The organism is Hansschlegelia zhihuaiae (assembly GCF_004103825.1).
Classification (GTDB): domain Bacteria; phylum Pseudomonadota; class Alphaproteobacteria; order Rhizobiales; family Methylopilaceae; genus Methylopila; species Methylopila zhihuaiae.
In genome coordinates, this window is the sequence record NZ_RYFI01000004.1 from 57,359 (window position 1) to 72,923 (window position 15,565).

14 protein-coding genes are annotated in these 15,565 nt (G+C 65.7%); 9 read left to right on the top strand and 5 right to left on the bottom strand.

Annotation, left to right across the window (positions count from 1 at the left end; translation table 11 throughout):
* On the bottom strand, positions 1-408 hold a 408-nt coding region (locus EK403_RS05640; RefSeq protein ID WP_164919507.1), incomplete at its 3' end, for an AAA family ATPase.
* 5 nt (positions 409-413) lie between these two features.
* Positions 414-1,646, bottom strand: coding sequence for a metallophosphoesterase family protein (locus EK403_RS05645; protein WP_128776534.1), 1,233 nt, complete (start codon positions 1,644-1,646; stop codon positions 414-416).
* A 106-nt stretch (positions 1,647-1,752) separates the two neighbouring features.
* Here EK403_RS05645 and EK403_RS05650 point away from each other — a divergent pair, with 106 nt between their 5' ends.
* The 3 genes from EK403_RS05650 to EK403_RS05660 all read left to right on the top strand — a co-directional run bounded on the left by EK403_RS05650 (position 1,753) and on the right by EK403_RS05660 (position 3,435).
* Positions 1,753-2,190 carry a PaaI family thioesterase gene (locus tag EK403_RS05650; protein ID WP_128776535.1) on the top strand — a complete coding sequence of 146 codons (438 nt, stop codon included), beginning with the start codon at positions 1,753-1,755 and terminating at the stop codon, positions 2,188-2,190.
* Positions 2,191-2,283: 93 nt separating this feature from the next.
* Entirely contained in the window at positions 2,284-2,733 is a 450-nt protein-coding gene (locus EK403_RS05655) for an RrF2 family transcriptional regulator (protein ID WP_128776536.1), read from the top strand.
* Positions 2,734-2,760: 27 nt separating this feature from the next.
* Positions 2,761-3,435 (top strand): Crp/Fnr family transcriptional regulator, encoded by a 675-nt coding sequence (locus EK403_RS05660; protein WP_128776537.1) that lies wholly within the window; start codon positions 2,761-2,763, stop codon positions 3,433-3,435.
* A 150-nt stretch (positions 3,436-3,585) separates the two neighbouring features.
* Here the strand turns inward: EK403_RS05660 and EK403_RS05665 are convergent, their stop codons facing one another.
* Entirely contained in the window at positions 3,586-5,460 is a 1,875-nt protein-coding gene (locus tag EK403_RS05665; protein WP_245479530.1) for an ABC transporter ATP-binding protein, read from the bottom strand.
* Positions 5,457-6,641, bottom strand: coding sequence for a glycoside hydrolase family 1 protein (locus tag EK403_RS05670; protein WP_245479531.1), 1,185 nt, complete (start codon positions 6,639-6,641; stop codon positions 5,457-5,459). The genes EK403_RS05665 and EK403_RS05670 overlap by 4 nt, the downstream gene beginning before the upstream one ends.
* Before the next feature lie 433 nt (positions 6,642-7,074).
* Here EK403_RS05670 and EK403_RS05675 point away from each other — a divergent pair, with 433 nt between their 5' ends.
* Together EK403_RS05675 and glf are read left to right on the top strand one after the other, a co-directional pair.
* Positions 7,075-8,100, top strand: coding sequence for a glycosyltransferase (locus EK403_RS05675; RefSeq protein ID WP_245479532.1), 1,026 nt, complete (start codon positions 7,075-7,077; stop codon positions 8,098-8,100).
* A complete protein-coding gene (gene glf, locus EK403_RS05680; RefSeq protein ID WP_128776539.1) occupies positions 8,093-9,280 on the top strand; it encodes a UDP-galactopyranose mutase in 1,188 nt (395 codons plus the stop codon). Before EK403_RS05675 ends, glf begins: the two co-directional genes overlap by 8 nt.
* An 87-nt stretch (positions 9,281-9,367) precedes the next feature.
* Here glf and EK403_RS05685 read toward each other — a convergent pair whose 3' ends face one another.
* The gene (locus EK403_RS05685; RefSeq protein ID WP_128776540.1) at positions 9,368-9,682 is read right to left on the bottom strand and encodes a hypothetical protein; all 315 of its coding nucleotides are present in this window, start codon (positions 9,680-9,682) and stop codon (positions 9,368-9,370) included.
* Between the two features lie 160 nt (positions 9,683-9,842).
* On the opposite strand from EK403_RS05685, the gene EK403_RS05690 reads away from it, so the two are divergent.
* From EK403_RS05690 to EK403_RS05705, 4 genes are all read left to right on the top strand, one after another.
* Positions 9,843-11,528: a carboxylesterase/lipase family protein gene (locus EK403_RS05690; protein WP_128776541.1), complete on the top strand. Its 1,686-nt coding sequence runs from the start codon at positions 9,843-9,845 to the stop codon at positions 11,526-11,528.
* Positions 11,529-11,926: 398 nt separating this feature from the next.
* Entirely contained in the window at positions 11,927-12,607 is a 681-nt protein-coding gene (locus EK403_RS05695; RefSeq protein ID WP_128776542.1) for an FkbM family methyltransferase, read from the top strand.
* Between the two features lie 118 nt (positions 12,608-12,725).
* Positions 12,726-13,391, top strand: coding sequence for a hypothetical protein (locus EK403_RS05700; protein ID WP_128776543.1), 666 nt, complete (start codon positions 12,726-12,728; stop codon positions 13,389-13,391).
* An 865-nt stretch (positions 13,392-14,256) separates the two neighbouring features.
* A complete protein-coding gene (locus tag EK403_RS05705; protein WP_128776544.1) occupies positions 14,257-15,267 on the top strand; it encodes a GSCFA domain-containing protein in 1,011 nt (336 codons plus the stop codon).
* The last annotated feature ends 298 nt before the right edge of the window (positions 15,268-15,565 follow it).

The window sequence follows — 15,565 nt, forward strand, 5'->3', positions numbered from 1 at the left end:
CAAGGCCTCGCCGCCTTCGCGCAGCGCGCGCGTCGTCAGGCCGAAGGCGCGTTCGAAGACCTCGCGCGAAAGCCCGCCGAGGAAAGGCGCGAGCAGATCGTCTGGAAGCGCCTTGTCGTCGGAGTCGAGGATTGTGCCGGCGCGTCCCTTTCGCCGGCGGAAAGTCGCCTCTCGGCCATCGGCCGCCACGATGTGCGCGCCAAGCCTGAGATTTCCCGTCGCATGCCGAAAAGCGAAATCGGTTCGCTCCGGAAAACCGAACAGAAGGTCGGAGACCGCCGCGAGCGCCGAGCTCTTGCCCGCCTCGTTCGGCCCGAAGACGACGTGGAGCTTCGCGTCCGGCCTAAAGTCGAGCGACCGGCCTTCGAAGACGCCGTATTTCTCGAGGTCGAGACGAAGCAGACGCATGGGCCTCAGGCCCCGAGCCGGCCGAGCGCCAGTGCGCGCGCCTCGGCGATCAGACCGTCGAGTTCCTCGGCGAGGCCGGCGGCGTCTATGCCCGACGGCAGCCGGTTCGCGACAGCCGCGACCGCGTCGGCGACCCGCGCCCTGATCTCCGCATCGTCGTCGAGCCCGGCCATCAACGCGGACAGGTCGAGCGATTTGAGCTCCGGAGCGGCTTCGGAGGCGCGGGCCGGGGGCCCAGTCCGGAGCTTCAGCTCCTCGAGCCAGAGATCGGCCTCGACGCGATGAGCGGCCGCCTGCGCCTCGGCGGCGAGGCGGCGCGGATCGGCGGCGAAGCGGCCATGAAGCGGCGTCGCGCCAGAGAGCGTCAGGCGCAGCGCCACCGTGCGGCCCTCCGCGGCGGCCGCGACCGGCTCGACGGCCCGCTCCACCAGCCTCAGCGCCTCCGGCTCGTCCCCGACGCCCGACAGGTCGACCTCGACGCTCGCCCAGCGCGCGCGGTCGACCAGCAGGCGCTCGACCGCCCTCACCCGGCCGTCCTCGACCTCGACGAGCGCCGCGCCCTTCGGGCCGCATTCGCGGACGTTGCGGCCCTGCAGGCAGCCCGGGAACACGATCCAGGGGTCGCGCGCCAGCACCTCGTGCTCGTGCACATGGCCGAGCGCCCAGTAGTCGTAGCCCTTGAGCATGAGGTCATCGAGCGAGCATGGCGCATAGGGCTCGTGCGCCGCATAGCCCGCGCAGGAGGTGTGCAGCACGCCGATGTTGAAGCAGCCCGCGACCGGCGCCGGATAGGCGCGCGCGAGATTGTCGGGCGCCGCGCGCTCCGCGAAGCTCTGGCCGTGCAGCGCGACGTCGAGCCCGTCGAGCCGGAGCGTCGAGGGCTTCCGCGAGGCGAATTGCAGCACGCTTTCGGGCAGCGAGATGGTCCTGGTCACCACGCTGTCGGCGTCGTGGTTGCCCTTGAGCAGCACGACCCGGATCCCCGCGCGGTCGAGCCGCGCCAGCTCGCGGGCGAAGAACAGGCCGATGGAGTTGTCCTTCCACTCGCCGTCATAGACGTCGCCCGCGATGACGAGGAACGCCGCCTCGAGCTCGATCGTCCGGCGGACGAGTTCGGAGAACGCTTCGCGCGTGGCGAGCGCGAAGCGCTCGGCGCTCTCGGCGTCGGCGCGCGCGAGCCCCGCGAACGGGCTGCCGAGATGCAGATCGGCGGCGTGAATGAAGCGGAACGTGCTCAAGCGTCCTCCGGACGCGACCATCGCAGCCGCGACCCCGATTCGCCATTGCGGACATTGCGCGCCGGCGGCCGCTGGGGTGAGATCGGCTGATGATCATGGTCTCCGCATGAACGATCGGCCCGCCGCCGCGCCGGCCCCCGAGTCGCTCGGCTGGGAGCGCTTCGAGGACAAGGGCTTCATCGACCATGTCGGCCCGCTCTATGTCCGCCGCAGAGCCGACGGTCTGCGCGCCTTCGCGTTCACCGCGCAGCCCAAGCACGCGAACCTCATCGGCGTCGTTCATGGCGGCATGCTGATGACGCTCGCCGACCGCGCGCTTGGCGTCGCGGCCTGGGATGCGGCGGGGGGGGGGGCCTGCGTCACCATCCAGTTCGACATGCAGTTCCTGTCGGCGGTCCGGATGGGCGAATTCGCCGAGATGGCGCCCGAGATCGTGCGCGCGACCCGCTCGCTGGTGTTCCTGCGCGGCGCGCTGATGGTCGGCGACCGGGCGGCCGCCGCGGCGACCGGCGTCTGGAAGATCCTCAAGGGCGCGTCGGACTGACGGACCGCTATCCCCCCAGCTTTGTCGAGTGGCTATATTGTGGCCGGAGCGCCGATCGCATATCGGTCGCACAGTTTCTGGTAAAGCACGGCGATGCTGACGAAAAAGGCCAAATACGGCTTGAAGGCGATGGTGGATCTCGCGCGGCTCGACCCCGGCCAATCGACCTTCGTGGCCGACGTCGCGGGCCGCAACGCGATCCCGAAGAAGTTTCTGGACGCGATCCTCGGCGAGTTGCGCAACGCCGGCATGCTGACCAGCAAGAAGGGCAAGGCCGGTGGCTACATGCTGGCGCGGCCGGCCGAGAAAATCACGATCGGCTCGATCATCCGCACGCTCGACGGCCCGCTCGCGCCGATCTCCTGCGCCAGCCGCTCGGCCTATGTGCCGTGCGAGGACTGCCAGGACGTCAGGACCTGCCAGGTGCGCCTGTTGATGCTCGACGTGCGGGACGCGATGTCGCGAATCCTCGACGAACACACGCTCGCCGAGATGCGCGACATCGGCGACAATGCGATGGCGGGCTTCGTCTACCAGATCTGACGGAGCGCATGGCGGGGGGGCGGACGCATGCAGCGCCGGACGCTCGATGTCACGGTCGACGGACGTCCTTCCGCGCTCACGGCCGCCGATCTCGGGCTCGCAGGCGCCGAGCCGCGGGCCTTCGCGCTGCCGCGCGGCGCGAGGCTGTTCGCGCGGGGCGACGCGCTCTCGACCGCGCATCTCATCACGGACGGGCTGGTCGCGATGATCGCGCGCACGCCGGGGGGCGGATCGGCGGAGGCGGGGCTGATCGGTCCCGGCGGGCTGGTCGGCCACACAGTGTCGTTCGGCGCTGAATATGCGACCGCCGACGCGCTCGCGCTGACCGCGGTGCGGGGCCTTGCGCTCGAGGCCTCCGCGCTGGTCGCGCTCGCGCAGGAGCGGCCCCGGCTGCGCCGCGAACTGGACGACTATGCGCTCGCGCGCTTCACCGAGGCCGAGCGGCTCTGCGCCTGCTCCGCCCTGCACATGGTCGAGCAGCGACTCGCGCGCTGGCTCCTCCAGGCGGCGCGGCTGCTCGGCGACCGGCCGATCGAGATCACCCACAACCAGTTCGCGGAACTGCTTGGCGTGCGCCGGGCGAGCGTCACCACGGGCCTCCACATGCTCGAGGGCGAGCAGGCGGTCCGCTGCCAGCGCGGACGCATCGAAATCCGCGACGCCGCGCGGCTCGAAGCGGCGTCCTGCGGGTGCCATTCATAGTGGCTGCACGGCGATAGCCGCCAACGAGATTGGTCACGCCCTCCACCGCTGCCGCGGGTGAGGCGCTGACGGCGCCGCTTCCGATCCTCCTCCGCAAGCAAGCGGAGGAGGGGAACCATGCGAAGCATGGTGGAGGAGGCAGCGCTATCCTCAGGAATCGTCGTGCTGCTGCTCGAGCGCCACGTCGACCGAGATGCCGCGGATCTGCAGGCCCCACATCCGAGCGAAGACGCCCTTCTCCTTCTTGAGCAGTTCCTCGATCGAGCCGTCCTCGGCGACCCGCCCGTTCATCAAGACGACGATCCGGTCGAAGCTCGTCAGCGTCGACAGCCGGTGCGCCACGGCGATGACGGTGCGGTCCTTGGTCAGCCGGTCGAGGGCCTTCTGGACCTCGATCTCCGACTCGGTGTCGAGCGCCGACGTCGCCTCGTCGAGGATCACGATCGGCGCGTTCTTAAGGATCGCGCGCGCGATGCCGACGCGCTGGCGCTGGCCGCCCGAAAGCTTCGCGCCGCGGTCGCCCACGATCGTCTCGTAGCCTTGCGGCAGGTCGTCGATGAAGTGGCAGTGGGCCGCGGCCGCCGCCTCGCGGACCTCCTCGTCGGTCGCCTCCGGGCGGCCGAAGCGGATGTTCTCCATCACGGTCCGGTGGAACAGCGAGATCTCCTGCGGCACCACCGCGATCGCGAAGCGCAGCGATTCCTGGGTCAGCGTCCTCGCGTCCTGGCCGTCGATCAGCACCCGCCCCGCCTGGATGTCATGAAGCCGCTGGACAAGGTGGATGATGGTGGACTTGCCGGCGCCCGACGGGCCGACGACGCCGACCTTCTGGCCGGCGGGGATGTCGAGCGTGAAGTTCCGGAGGACCGGCTTCGTCTCGGCGTATCCGAAGGTCACGTTCTCGAAGCGGATCGCGCCGCCGCCTCGTTTGAAGGCTTTGGCGTCCTCATCGTCCACCACCTCGTGGGGCACGCCCACGACCCGCAGCGTCTCGCCGAGATAGTTGACATGCTGCTCGATCTCGACGAGCGCGACCGCGAGATCGCGGGAGCCGTGCAGGATGCGGAACACCAGCGTCGACACCACCACGACGTCGCCCGCGGTCACCGATCCCGCCTTCCAGAGCAGGAGCGCCCAGACCAGCATGGAGCCGGCCATGATCCAAAGCAGCACGTCGTGGATGACGCGCGCCTTCTCGGTGAACATCCAGCTGCGGCGCTGGGCCGTGGCTTCGGTGTCGAAGGTGTAGCGGAGCCGCGTGCGCTCCCGCGCGCCAGCTGCGAACGCCTTCACCGCCCAGATGTTGGTGAGAACGTCGATCATCTCGCCGCCGGTCGTGCCGGCGAGTTCGGCGTATTTGCGGTGCAGCGGACGCCCGCGCACGCTGTAGAAATAGAGTCCCGCCGTGATCGCGACCGCGAAGCCGGCCAGCGCCAGCGCCATCCAGACATTGATCGTTAGGAAGATCGCGAAGGCGCCGATGAAGTTCACGATCGGCGGCGCGAAATTCCAGGTCAGCTTGTTGATCATCGCCGAGAAATCGCCGGCCGTCGCCGTAATGCGATGACCGAGCGACCCCGCCCGCTGCTCCTGGAAGAAGCGCATTGGGTGGCCGGTGGCGTAGTTCAGCAGGTCGAGGCGGATGTCGACGCCGACGCCGACCGAGGTGCGGCAGCCGAGCCAGCCGGAAACCCGCCAGAGCGCCGCCTCGAGGGCGAACAGGCCTACGAAGAAGGCGAGCGCGAACCACACCGCCGTGTTGCCGGCCGGCGGCTTCTCCATCGCGTCGACCAGCAGCTTCATGCCGTATTGCGAGGCGATGCCGCTGAGCGAAGCACCGACCACGACGGCCGAGAGCCCGATGAAGTGCCCAGGCCAGATCTTGACGTAGCGCCAGAGGAAGGCGAGCGGCGACCGCATCGACCTCGCGAGGTCGTCGTCCTCCCTCATCCGCTCAGGTTCGTAAGGAAGCTCGATCCCACGGAGCTCCTGCCGGACGTCCTGGCCTAAGGTCGCATCCGTCATGAGGCCTCGCGCCGCAGCGGCGTCATGCGCTCGTCATTGGCCGCCGCGAACTCGCCCTCGAACCGGACGCGCTGGCGCCTGAGCTCCTCGGCGAGCGGGGCGTAGACGCAGCGGTCGCCATTGGCGTCTGCGTCGCCGAACAGGCCGACATCGCAACAGCGGTCGTTCTCCCAGCCCGGATAGTCGAGCACCGGATAGAAGCACATGCCCTCGACCGGCGCGCCGGCCTCGCGGGCTGCGGCGACCTCCTGGGCGACGTAATAGAGCCAAGCCGGCCGCGCGGTGTTCTCGGCGCCGAACTCCGAGACGATCACGGGGCGGCCGTAGCGCTCGCAGGTCTCCTTCAGCATCTCGCGGAAGGGCCGGTAGTTGTACTGGCCGAGCGGGATCGGCGGGCCGCCGAGGACCCACTGATTGTCCGGATAGAAATTGACGCCGACGATGTCGAGCTTGTCGGGCGAGCCGCCGAGCTCGGGGTTGAGGCGGCCGACCAGCATGTCGTGGGCGGCGAACTGGACCTCGCAATAGTTCGCCGCGTCGGCAATCGCCTGCTCGCTGTCGCCGTTCGGCGCGACATTGATCGACGGCTCCGCGACGATGAACCGCGCCCGGGCGTCGACCTCGCGGACGGCGTCGACCGCCGCGATCGTCGCCCGCGCGAGCTGACGCTTCAGTTCGTCGCCCCGGCCGCGCGCGGTCGGGTTGAAGCGGCCCATGTCGCCGCCGGCCCAGGCCCAGAACGACATCTCGTTCACCGGACAGAAATACCGGACCTCATCCCCCTGCTCGGCCAGGAACCTCGCGGCCGCTTTGGAGAAACGAGCGAATCGCTCGGGAAACGCCGGACTCCAGATGTCAAGCCCATCCGGGTAGCCGTAATGGCAGAGATCCCAGATCACCTGCACGCCGGCTTCCGCGGCGGCCGAGGCCATCGGCGCGACGCTCGACCAGTCATAGAAGCCCGGCGCCGTCTCGATCAGGTGCCAGCGCATGCCGTCGCGCGCCGCCCGCATGCCGTGCTCTCGGATCCGCGCATAGTCCTTCGCGACATGCGCGTCGTGGCGGGTGGAAGCCAAGAGATCCAGACGCTTTCCGTCGGCGCGGCGCTGCGTGGCGCATTCGAACCCGGCCAGGAAAAAGCTCCGGAGGCCGGCCTCCTGAGGCAGGACGCTGGTGGTCAAATTGATCTCCTCGAATTCCCCTCGCAGGCGCCGTCCAATATGGGGCTCCACGGCCATCCGCACGATGCGCCGCATATAATGTGCGGTTCCGTACATAAATTCGGCCGCGGGGAACCGCGTCTCACGATCAATTGTTTCGGATGCGTCGCCCGGCCGAGCGGGGCCAGCTCGAGCATCGCCATTCAGTTTCGGTTCACACCGCGTTTGATATCGATCGGGCGTCATTCACTAACGCGTGGGAGACGCAATGCAAACGACGGCAAACCTTGCGCCGAATATCGGATCGGATGATCCCCTACTAGTAGAAGACGCGACCGTCGTGTGTTTTTCCCATCTTAGGTGGGATTTTGTCTATCAGCGTCCGCAACACCTGCTGAGTCGGTTCGCAAAGCGGCATAAGGTCGTCTTCATTGAAGAGCCGATTTTCGAGGACGTGACAGAATCCGAGCTGCGGCTGACACCGCGCAGCGACGGAATCGAGGTCGGCGTGCCCGTGCTGCCCCATGGCTTGAGCGACAGCGGCAAGGTGCTCGCCCAGCGCCAGCTCGTCGACAAACACCTCGCCGGGCTCACGACCAAGCGTCGGATCTTCTGGTACTATACGCCAATGGCGCTGCTGTTCAGCCGCCACCTCGACGCCGACGTCATCGCCTTCGACTCGATGGACGAGCTCTCGGCCTTCAAGGGCGCGCCCCCCGAGCTGCTCGCCCTCGAAGACGAGATGATGGGCCGGGCCGATGTCGTGTTCACCGGCGGCCACAGCCTGTTCGAGGCCAAGAAGCACCGCCACCACGACATTCACGCCTTTCCGAGCTCGATCGACACCAGCCATTTCGGCCGAGGCCGCTCGCCCGACCGGAAGGAGCCCGACGACCAGGCCTCGATCCCGCATCCGCGGCTCGGTTTCTTCGGCGTGATCGACGAGCGCTTCGACGTCGACCTGCTGCGTGAGGTCGCCTCCGCGAAGCCGGACTGGCAATTCATCATGATCGGGCCGGTCGTGAAGATCGACCCGGCTGACCTGCCGAAAGCCGACAATATCCACTGGCTCGGCAGTCGAGACTACAAGGGCCTGCCGGATTATATCGGCGGGTGGGACATCGGCTTCATGCCGTTCGCGCTAAACGAATCCACGCGGTTCATCAGCCCCACCAAGACGCCCGAATTCCTCGCGGCCGGCGTGCCGGTCGTGTCGACGCCGATCCACGACGTGATCCGTTCCTACGGGGACGAGAAATATGTCGAGATCGCGAAAGACGCCGCCTCCGTCGTGAAATCGGCCGAAGAGCTGATGGCGATGCAGCGCGGTCCCTGGCTCGAGCGGGTCGATCAGAAGCTCGCGGAGTCCTCGTGGGATCAAACGTTCGAAAGGATCTACGAGCTTGTGGTGAAGGCGCATGACCGTCGTCACGCACGTTCCGAAGGGGCTAATCCGGGAAAGGAAACCTTCCGTGTATGATTGGCTGATCGTCGGCGCAGGCTTCGCAGGCAGCGTCCTGGCGGAAAGGATCGCGTCCGAACGCGACCAGTCCGTCCTCATCATCGACCGCAGGCCCCATATCGGCGGCAACGCGTACGACCGGCATGACGACGCCGGCGTGCTGATGCACCAGTACGGGCCGCACATTTTCCACACCAACTCCGACGCGATCTTCGACCACCTGTCGAAGTTCACGGAGTGGCGCCCTTATGAGCATCGCGTGCTCGGGCGGATCGACGACAAGCTCGTCCCGATCCCGATCAACCGCACGACGATCAACGCGCTCTACGATCTCGACCTGAAGACCGATGAGGAGGCGCAGGCTTTCCTCGACTCGCGCGCCGAGCCGGTCGAGGAGATCCGGACCTCCGAGGACGTCGTCGTGTCCAAGATCGGGCGCGAGCTCTATGAGAAGTTCTTCCGCGGCTACACCACCAAGCAGTGGGGGCTCGACCCGTCGGAGCTCGACAAGTCCGTGACCTCGCGCGTTCCGACGCGCACCAACACGGACGACCGCTACTTCACGGACACGCATCAGTTCATGCCGAAGCATGGCTACACGCGGATGTTCGAGAGGATGCTCGACCACCCGAACATCAAGATCATGCTGAATGCGGACTATCGCGAAATCCGCGACGAGATCCCGCATCGCCGGCTGATCTTCACGGGTCCGATCGACGAGTTCTTCGACTTCCGCTTCGGCCGCCTGCCCTACCGGTCGCTGAAGTTCAAGCACGTCACACTCGACCAGGAGCAGTACCAGCCGGTCGGCACCGTGAACTATCCGATGACCGAGGACTACACCCGGATCTCGGAATACAAGCACCTGACCGGCCAGGAGCACCATAAGACGACCATCACCTACGAATATCCGTCGGCGACGGGCGATCCCTACTACCCGATCCCCCGCCCGGAGAACCAGGCGCTGTACAAGAAATACCAGGCGCTCGCGATGGAGACCGAGAACGTCCACTTCGTGGGCCGTCTCGCGACCTACCGCTACTACAATATGGACCAGGTGGTCGGTCAGGCGCTCGCGGAGTTCCGCCGCATCCAGGAGACGGTCCCGCTCTGGAGCGCGCTCAACGGCAAGTCGCACGCCAACGCAGACGAGCGGCTGGTGGGCGCGCAGTTGGAAAACGGCCGGCTGCTGAACTAATCGCCTGCAGCCAGGCCGCCTAGTGGATCGGGCGCCGCCTTCAAAGGGCGGCGCCCTTTTCGTTTGGGGAGGAGACGGCTGCTCGCCTCAGCCGGTCGCCCTCGGCCGTTGGTCAAAACCCGCCTGCCGCTCCGCGCGCTCCATGAGCTCGAGGCGTTCGGTCGGGACCACTATGCCCTCGGTCGACACCACACGGATCGCGCCGGCGCCGTCGGCGGTGAGTTTGCGGACCATTTCGGCCGCCTCCGCGGCGGACATGCAGTAGGCGGTGCGAGGGCGATCGCCTGTTCGACTCAGTACGTTGTACGGCACTTTCTCCTCCCGGAAGGTCTTTTCCCAGAGATGGGGCGCGACAAGGCCGAGCGTTACGTCTTTTGACGAATCAGCCGGAATTTTTTCCATCGTCAGGTTTGCGCCCCTGCCCGCCAGTTCTCTGAATGCGAAGATCGAGTTCGCTCACCGCCGAGCGTTCGCACCGACGCGGCTGGAAAATCGCCGCGGCGAACGCTCGCGCGCGTCCGCTCTGACGCGGCCCCAAGACAAGAAAGAACAGGGGGAGGAAATGACGAAAATCGGTGGTTCTCGAGGTGGGCCGAAGGCCATCCTCGCCGCGGCGCTGCTCGGCTTGGCGACGACGCTCGCCGCGGCGGCGTCCGCCGCGCCGCAGCCCGCCCCGGCGCTCGGACCCAGGGTCGCGACCGACAAGGGAGACGTGCGCGGCTTCGTCGAAGACGGCGTCGCCAAGTTCTTCGGCATCCCCTACGCCAAGCCGCCGGTCGGCGCGCTGCGCTGGACGCCGCCGCAGGAGCCGGAGCCGTGGAGCAAGCCGCTTGAGGCGACCAGCTTCGGCCCGCAATGCCTCCAGGTGACGACGCTTGGGCCGTTCGCGGGCCCGCAGAACACCAATGAGGACTGCCTCTACCTCAACGTCTTCGCGCCCGACGCGCATCTGCGCGGCGGCGGCAAGCTGCCGGTGATCGTGTGGATCTATGGCGGCGGCAATGTCGACGGGGCGAGCGACGGCTATGACGGCTCGAAGCTCGCGCGCGACGGCAAGACCATCGTGGTCACCATGAACTACCGCATGAACCTGGTGGGCTTCTTCGCCCATCCGGCGCTCAAGGCGGAAGGTCATCCGATCGGCAATTACGGCATCCTGGACCAGCTCGCCGTGCTGAAATGGGTCCAGGCCAACATCGCGAAGTTCGGCGGCGATAAAAGCAACGTCTCGCTGGGCGGGCAGTCGGCAGGCTCGATCGACGCCGTGATCGGCATGACCTCGCCGCTGTTCAAGGGACTGTTCCACCGCGCGATCCTCCAGAGCGGCATCTTCGCCAGCATTCCGCTGGCGACCGCGGAGACCAGAGCCGTCAACATGGCCGCGGCCGCGGGTTGCGGAAACGGCGCGGACGCCCAGACCGCGAAATGCCTGCGCAAGCTGAGCGCCCAGCAGATCTTCGACCTCGCCGGAACGGCGAGCGCGAACAGCGCCTATGTCGCCGGGCCGATCGAGGACGGCGAGATCATTCCGGGCCCGATGCTCGCCAGGGTCGCGTCCGGCGACTTCAACAAGATGCCGGTTCTGAGCGGGGGCGTGTATGACGACGGCGCCTTCGGCCTCGGCGTCGCGCAATATTTCCGCCCCGGCCAGACGCCGGCGACGGAAGCCGACTACGACGCGCGGATCGCGGGCTTTGGCGGCGCCCAGTACTCTTCGGGGACGCAGCAGAAAGTCAAGAAGCGCTATCCGCTCTCGGCCTATGAGTCGCCGTATTTCGCGCTCAACGCGATCGGCAGCGACATCACGCTCTGCACCAAGCGGAACGACAACCGGGTGCTGGCGAGCCAGACGCCGCTTTTCATGTACCAGTTCGCCGACCGGACGGCGCCGACCTTCTTCCCCAAAATGCCGGGCTTCCGAGCCCTCGCCTATCACACCGCCGAACTGCCTTACCTGTTCCCGGGCTGGCATGGCGGCGACCAGGGCATCCAACGCGAGCTCACCAAGAAGCAGCACAAGCTGTCGGACGAGATGGTCGAGGCCTGGTCAAACTTCGCCTGGACCGGCAATCCGAACGGCCGCGGCGAAAGCCCCTGGCCGCGCTACAGGGGCGCGCCCAACCGGCTCGGCATCATGGAGCTGAACATCCCGTTCTCGACGGTGATCAGCGACGCCGAGTTCAAGGCCCAGCACAAATGCGACCTGTGGGACTCCGTCCTCACCTATGTCGCGACCGTGCCGAAATAAGCGCTGCGACGGAGCCGGCGGGGGCGCATGCCCCGCCGGCTTCGCTCCGGGCCTTGCTCACCAAGTCTCACTTACTCCGCGGATTTCGGGGACGCGGCCGGCGAGTGCGTGTCCGAAGCGAGCCGTCACGCGGCACGGCCCCAATGAAATCGAATCTGACGCTCGACCGACGCCGACCGCTGCCGTCGCGCCGCTCCATGATGCGGGCAGGTCGGGCGCTCCTGTTTCGGGAGGGCGAGTTTAACCACGGTCGACAATCCGCAGGGGCGGAGGCGACTTGAGACCGAGGGCTGGCTCACTTGGCTCGTCCGGGGTGGGGAGCTATCATTTGAGCCCCAAGGGGGACCGTGTCTGATAGGTCGTGCAGCCTAACACACGATCTTTGATCGGAGGTTCGCTTGTCTGTCGTAGATCACGCCAGCCTGCTAAGAAGATTAAGCGAGAACGGCTGGGAGTTGAACGTCCTATATGACGTCGGCGCCAACATTGGCCGCTGGTCCATCGAAGCCCAAAGGGTGCTGCCCGGCGCGCGTTTTGAGTTGTTTGAACCATTGGTCGGGAGGTACAAACCCGTCGACGACGCTGTACGCTTTTCTCAAATACGCGACTATGGCTTGCACCCAGTGGCCCTGTCTGACGAGAATAAGACAGACAATATCAAGCTGTTAGGAAACATGGGCGTCGGAAGCAGCATCCTGTTGCTGGACGCGGATCGGCGGAAAGATATTCCGCTCATTGAGTGCGACTATGCTCGAATGGACGATATTGTAGCAGCAAAGGGGCTACGCGCTCCGGATTTCATAAAACTCGACACTCAAGCGTCAGAACTCAGGATCCTGAAGGGAGCCGTCGAAACCCTTAAAAAGAACAAATTCGTCCTGGTGGAAACGTGGATGCGGCGATCTTATGGTCCTGAAACGCCGCTGTTTCATGAATTGGCGAACTTTATGTACGAGCAAGACTATATTCTGTACGAGATAATCCTCAGTGAGGGCCGCGACCCGGACGGAACGCTACGCTGGTTTGACGCGGTCTTCCAGAACAAGGCGTTCAGCAGGTTTGATGCGGCTCAGCTCTAGCAAGACAAGTAACGTGTCGCACCGGGCGCAGCGTCGGACAAAGTCGAGACCAGCATTGCGCCTTCAGCCGACATATGCCCGTTAGTCGCACAACCATGTAGCCAAGGGCGCAGCCGCGATGGCCGGGAAATCGATTGTTGCAGGAACCGCGGCTGTCGGTTTCACGGCCGGCCTCCTGATCGGGAGCATGCTTGTCGGTTCCTCTCTGCCGCCCGTAGCGACCGAACCTTATCTCGCGACCTATGGAAGCTTGATCGCCGCGGTGGCGGCCGTCGCCGTGGCGAGCGCTCTCATATGGCAAATTCTGAGCAGCAGCGCGCAGCACAAGAGCGCGATGTTAACAGCGAAAGAGCGCTCTCAAGCCGAGTGGGAGGCCGCCGACGGCGAGCTGGCTGTTCTGGCCGAACGGGTTGCGGCTGATCTCTCACCGCGTATCGAGGCGATGCTTGAGCGCAACCCTGATCTTGCTCCCGCTTTGGAGGCGGGCGAAGCGCCTGCCAGCATCTCCTTTCCCGAAATGTGCCGCTTTGCCCTGGAGCCTCCGAATCACACCGCCGTTTTGACCTCTCGATCGTCGCCAAACACGGCAAGACAGTTCTTCAAGATGATCGACGAGCTTAGGAAGCTACTTGGCATTATCGCGCCGTATCAAATCGCGCTGCCTCCGGAAGAGAACCGGAACGTGGTGGGGCGGCTTGGAGCGGAGTATGTCCAGGTGGCGCGCCATGTCCTTTCACTCTGCGCCAAAGTCCGAGTCGAGGCCGAGCGCTGGCGCCCGAGGTGAGCGCGCAGACGGCCCGAAGGCCCGAGACGGCGGGACTATGTCCTGTGGCGGTCGAATGAGAGACGGGCTCACTGAGGAGATCCGGCGACCCTATCGGCAAGATCCGGCGCTCATGGGCGACCTCGCGGGAGGCGGCCAACGATAGAAAGGGGCTTGAAGACCAAGCGGCCAAGGTAACGATCCGCCGGAGGATTCTTCCGCGCCCGAAGCGCCACATTGGGGTGATCTGCAGAGCGCCACGGCCATCACCCGTCCGGACTTCCAGAGGGCGTCGCCATGCGGTCTGAACAGGTCTTCGGGCGGTTTCGGGGGCGCTCGCGAAAGCCCCGTCTCCTAACCCTTTGAGCCGACTGGTCGGAGTGGCAGGATTCGAACCTGCGACCTCTCGTCCCGAACAAACAGTTTTGGATACGCTCCTGTTTCTCCTCGGCAAAAACGAGAACACGATGGCGAACGTCGTGATCGGTTCGCGCCAAAGCGTCTCCTTTTCGGCGTCCTCGTTGGCCTGCGCATCGATCCCGATAGGTGTCCGCAGGGCCGGGCTTTGGGGATCGCCGGCCTGACGTAGCCGTCCCACGGATTGCCAGTCACCGCCGGCTTCCAGTCGCCGCCAGGATCGCTGAGGTCTTGGACGCGGGATGTCCCGACTCTGCCGCGCGTGACAATCAAAAGATCGTGACTTGGGCGGAGACAGTCGAACCGAACAGCAAAGCCGACTTCAAGATCAAGGCCCGGCGAGGGTCGGGCTCGTGTCTTTGATGCAAGCGATTTTGTTGCAACCGTGGAGCGGCTATGGGTAGGCTAGACACTAATGACGCGAACTAGAGGTTGAACCAACCCGAAATGTCGAAGGGGGTGGCTTTCCATGGTTGGCAAGGTGATCTCGAGCACGGAATACGCAGCCAATTTCAAGAGCAACCCGAACTGGCGCTGGGGCAAGGGAGACGCCGGCGACTCGCCCACGGACGCCTGCCAGCGCATCGGCCGCGCCACTCTTCCCATCTGGCGGCCCCGCACCGACGTGAAGGTCCCGGCCGGTGCGAGCGTCTCCGCAATGGGCTCCTGTTTTGCGCGCCGGATCGAAACCGTCTTCCAGGAGGAAGGGTTCACGGTCCTGAGCCGACCGCAGGAGCTGCCCGAGCTCGACCAAGGGGTGTACGAATCCCAGCTCACGAACCGCTTCAACACGGCGTCGATGTTGCTCGAGTTCCGACGCATCCTGGAAGGCCCCGAAGTTCTTCCTGACGACGCCCTGCTGATCCCGCAGAAGGGCGGGACCTTCATGGACGGGCATCATCACAGCGTTTACAGCGGCACCGTCGAGGCGATCATCGGCCGCCGACGGCGTTTCTATGACGACTTCCAGTCGGTCAAGCAGGCCGACGCGATCGTGCTCACGCTCGGCCTGACCGAGGCTGCCTTCGACCCCGCCTCCGGTCTCTACCGCAACGCCTCGCCGACGCCGCGAGAGGTCGCGAGAAAGGCGCCGATCGAGATCCACGTCCTCGACTTCAAGCAGAACATGGACAACGTCGAGGGCATCTACCGCCTCATTCGGACCCACTGCGTCAGGAACCCGAAGATATTCCTGACCGTGTCTCCTGTCCCCCTCGGCGGCACCTTCCAGTCCGAGGATGTGCTGGTGGCGAACGCCGCGTCGAAGGCGACGCTCAGGACGGTCGCCCACGAGATCACATCGGCTTACGACGACATCATTTATTTCCCGAGCTACGAGATCGCCACGAACGTCGACCAGAAGACGGCATGGCGCGCCGACATGCGCCATGTCCTGCATCCCGTCGTTCAGCAGATCGTGGCGCAGTTCAAGGCCGCGCATATGGGCGACCCGCAGCAAAGCGCGATAGCCGCCGAGTAGTCCTCCGGAGACGGCGAACGTCGGCGCCTGAATTTCGATCTCCGGGACACGCACATCTGCGGTCTGAGCACGTGAGGTTTTTCACCTTGACGCCCGGTCAAGGTGGGACTGTCGTAGGCGTAGCGGTTTAGGCCGAAGTTGGCCTGAGCTGCGGCTCGTCGATCGACGAATCCTCGATGCAGAACGGAGTGGATCTATGGGAGGCGTCGTCGGGCTCTACAACATCACGGATGAGGCGCTGCAGTCCGTCCGCGACGCCACCACCGGGACTTCCAGAAGAAGCCGCCGAAGGCTTTTT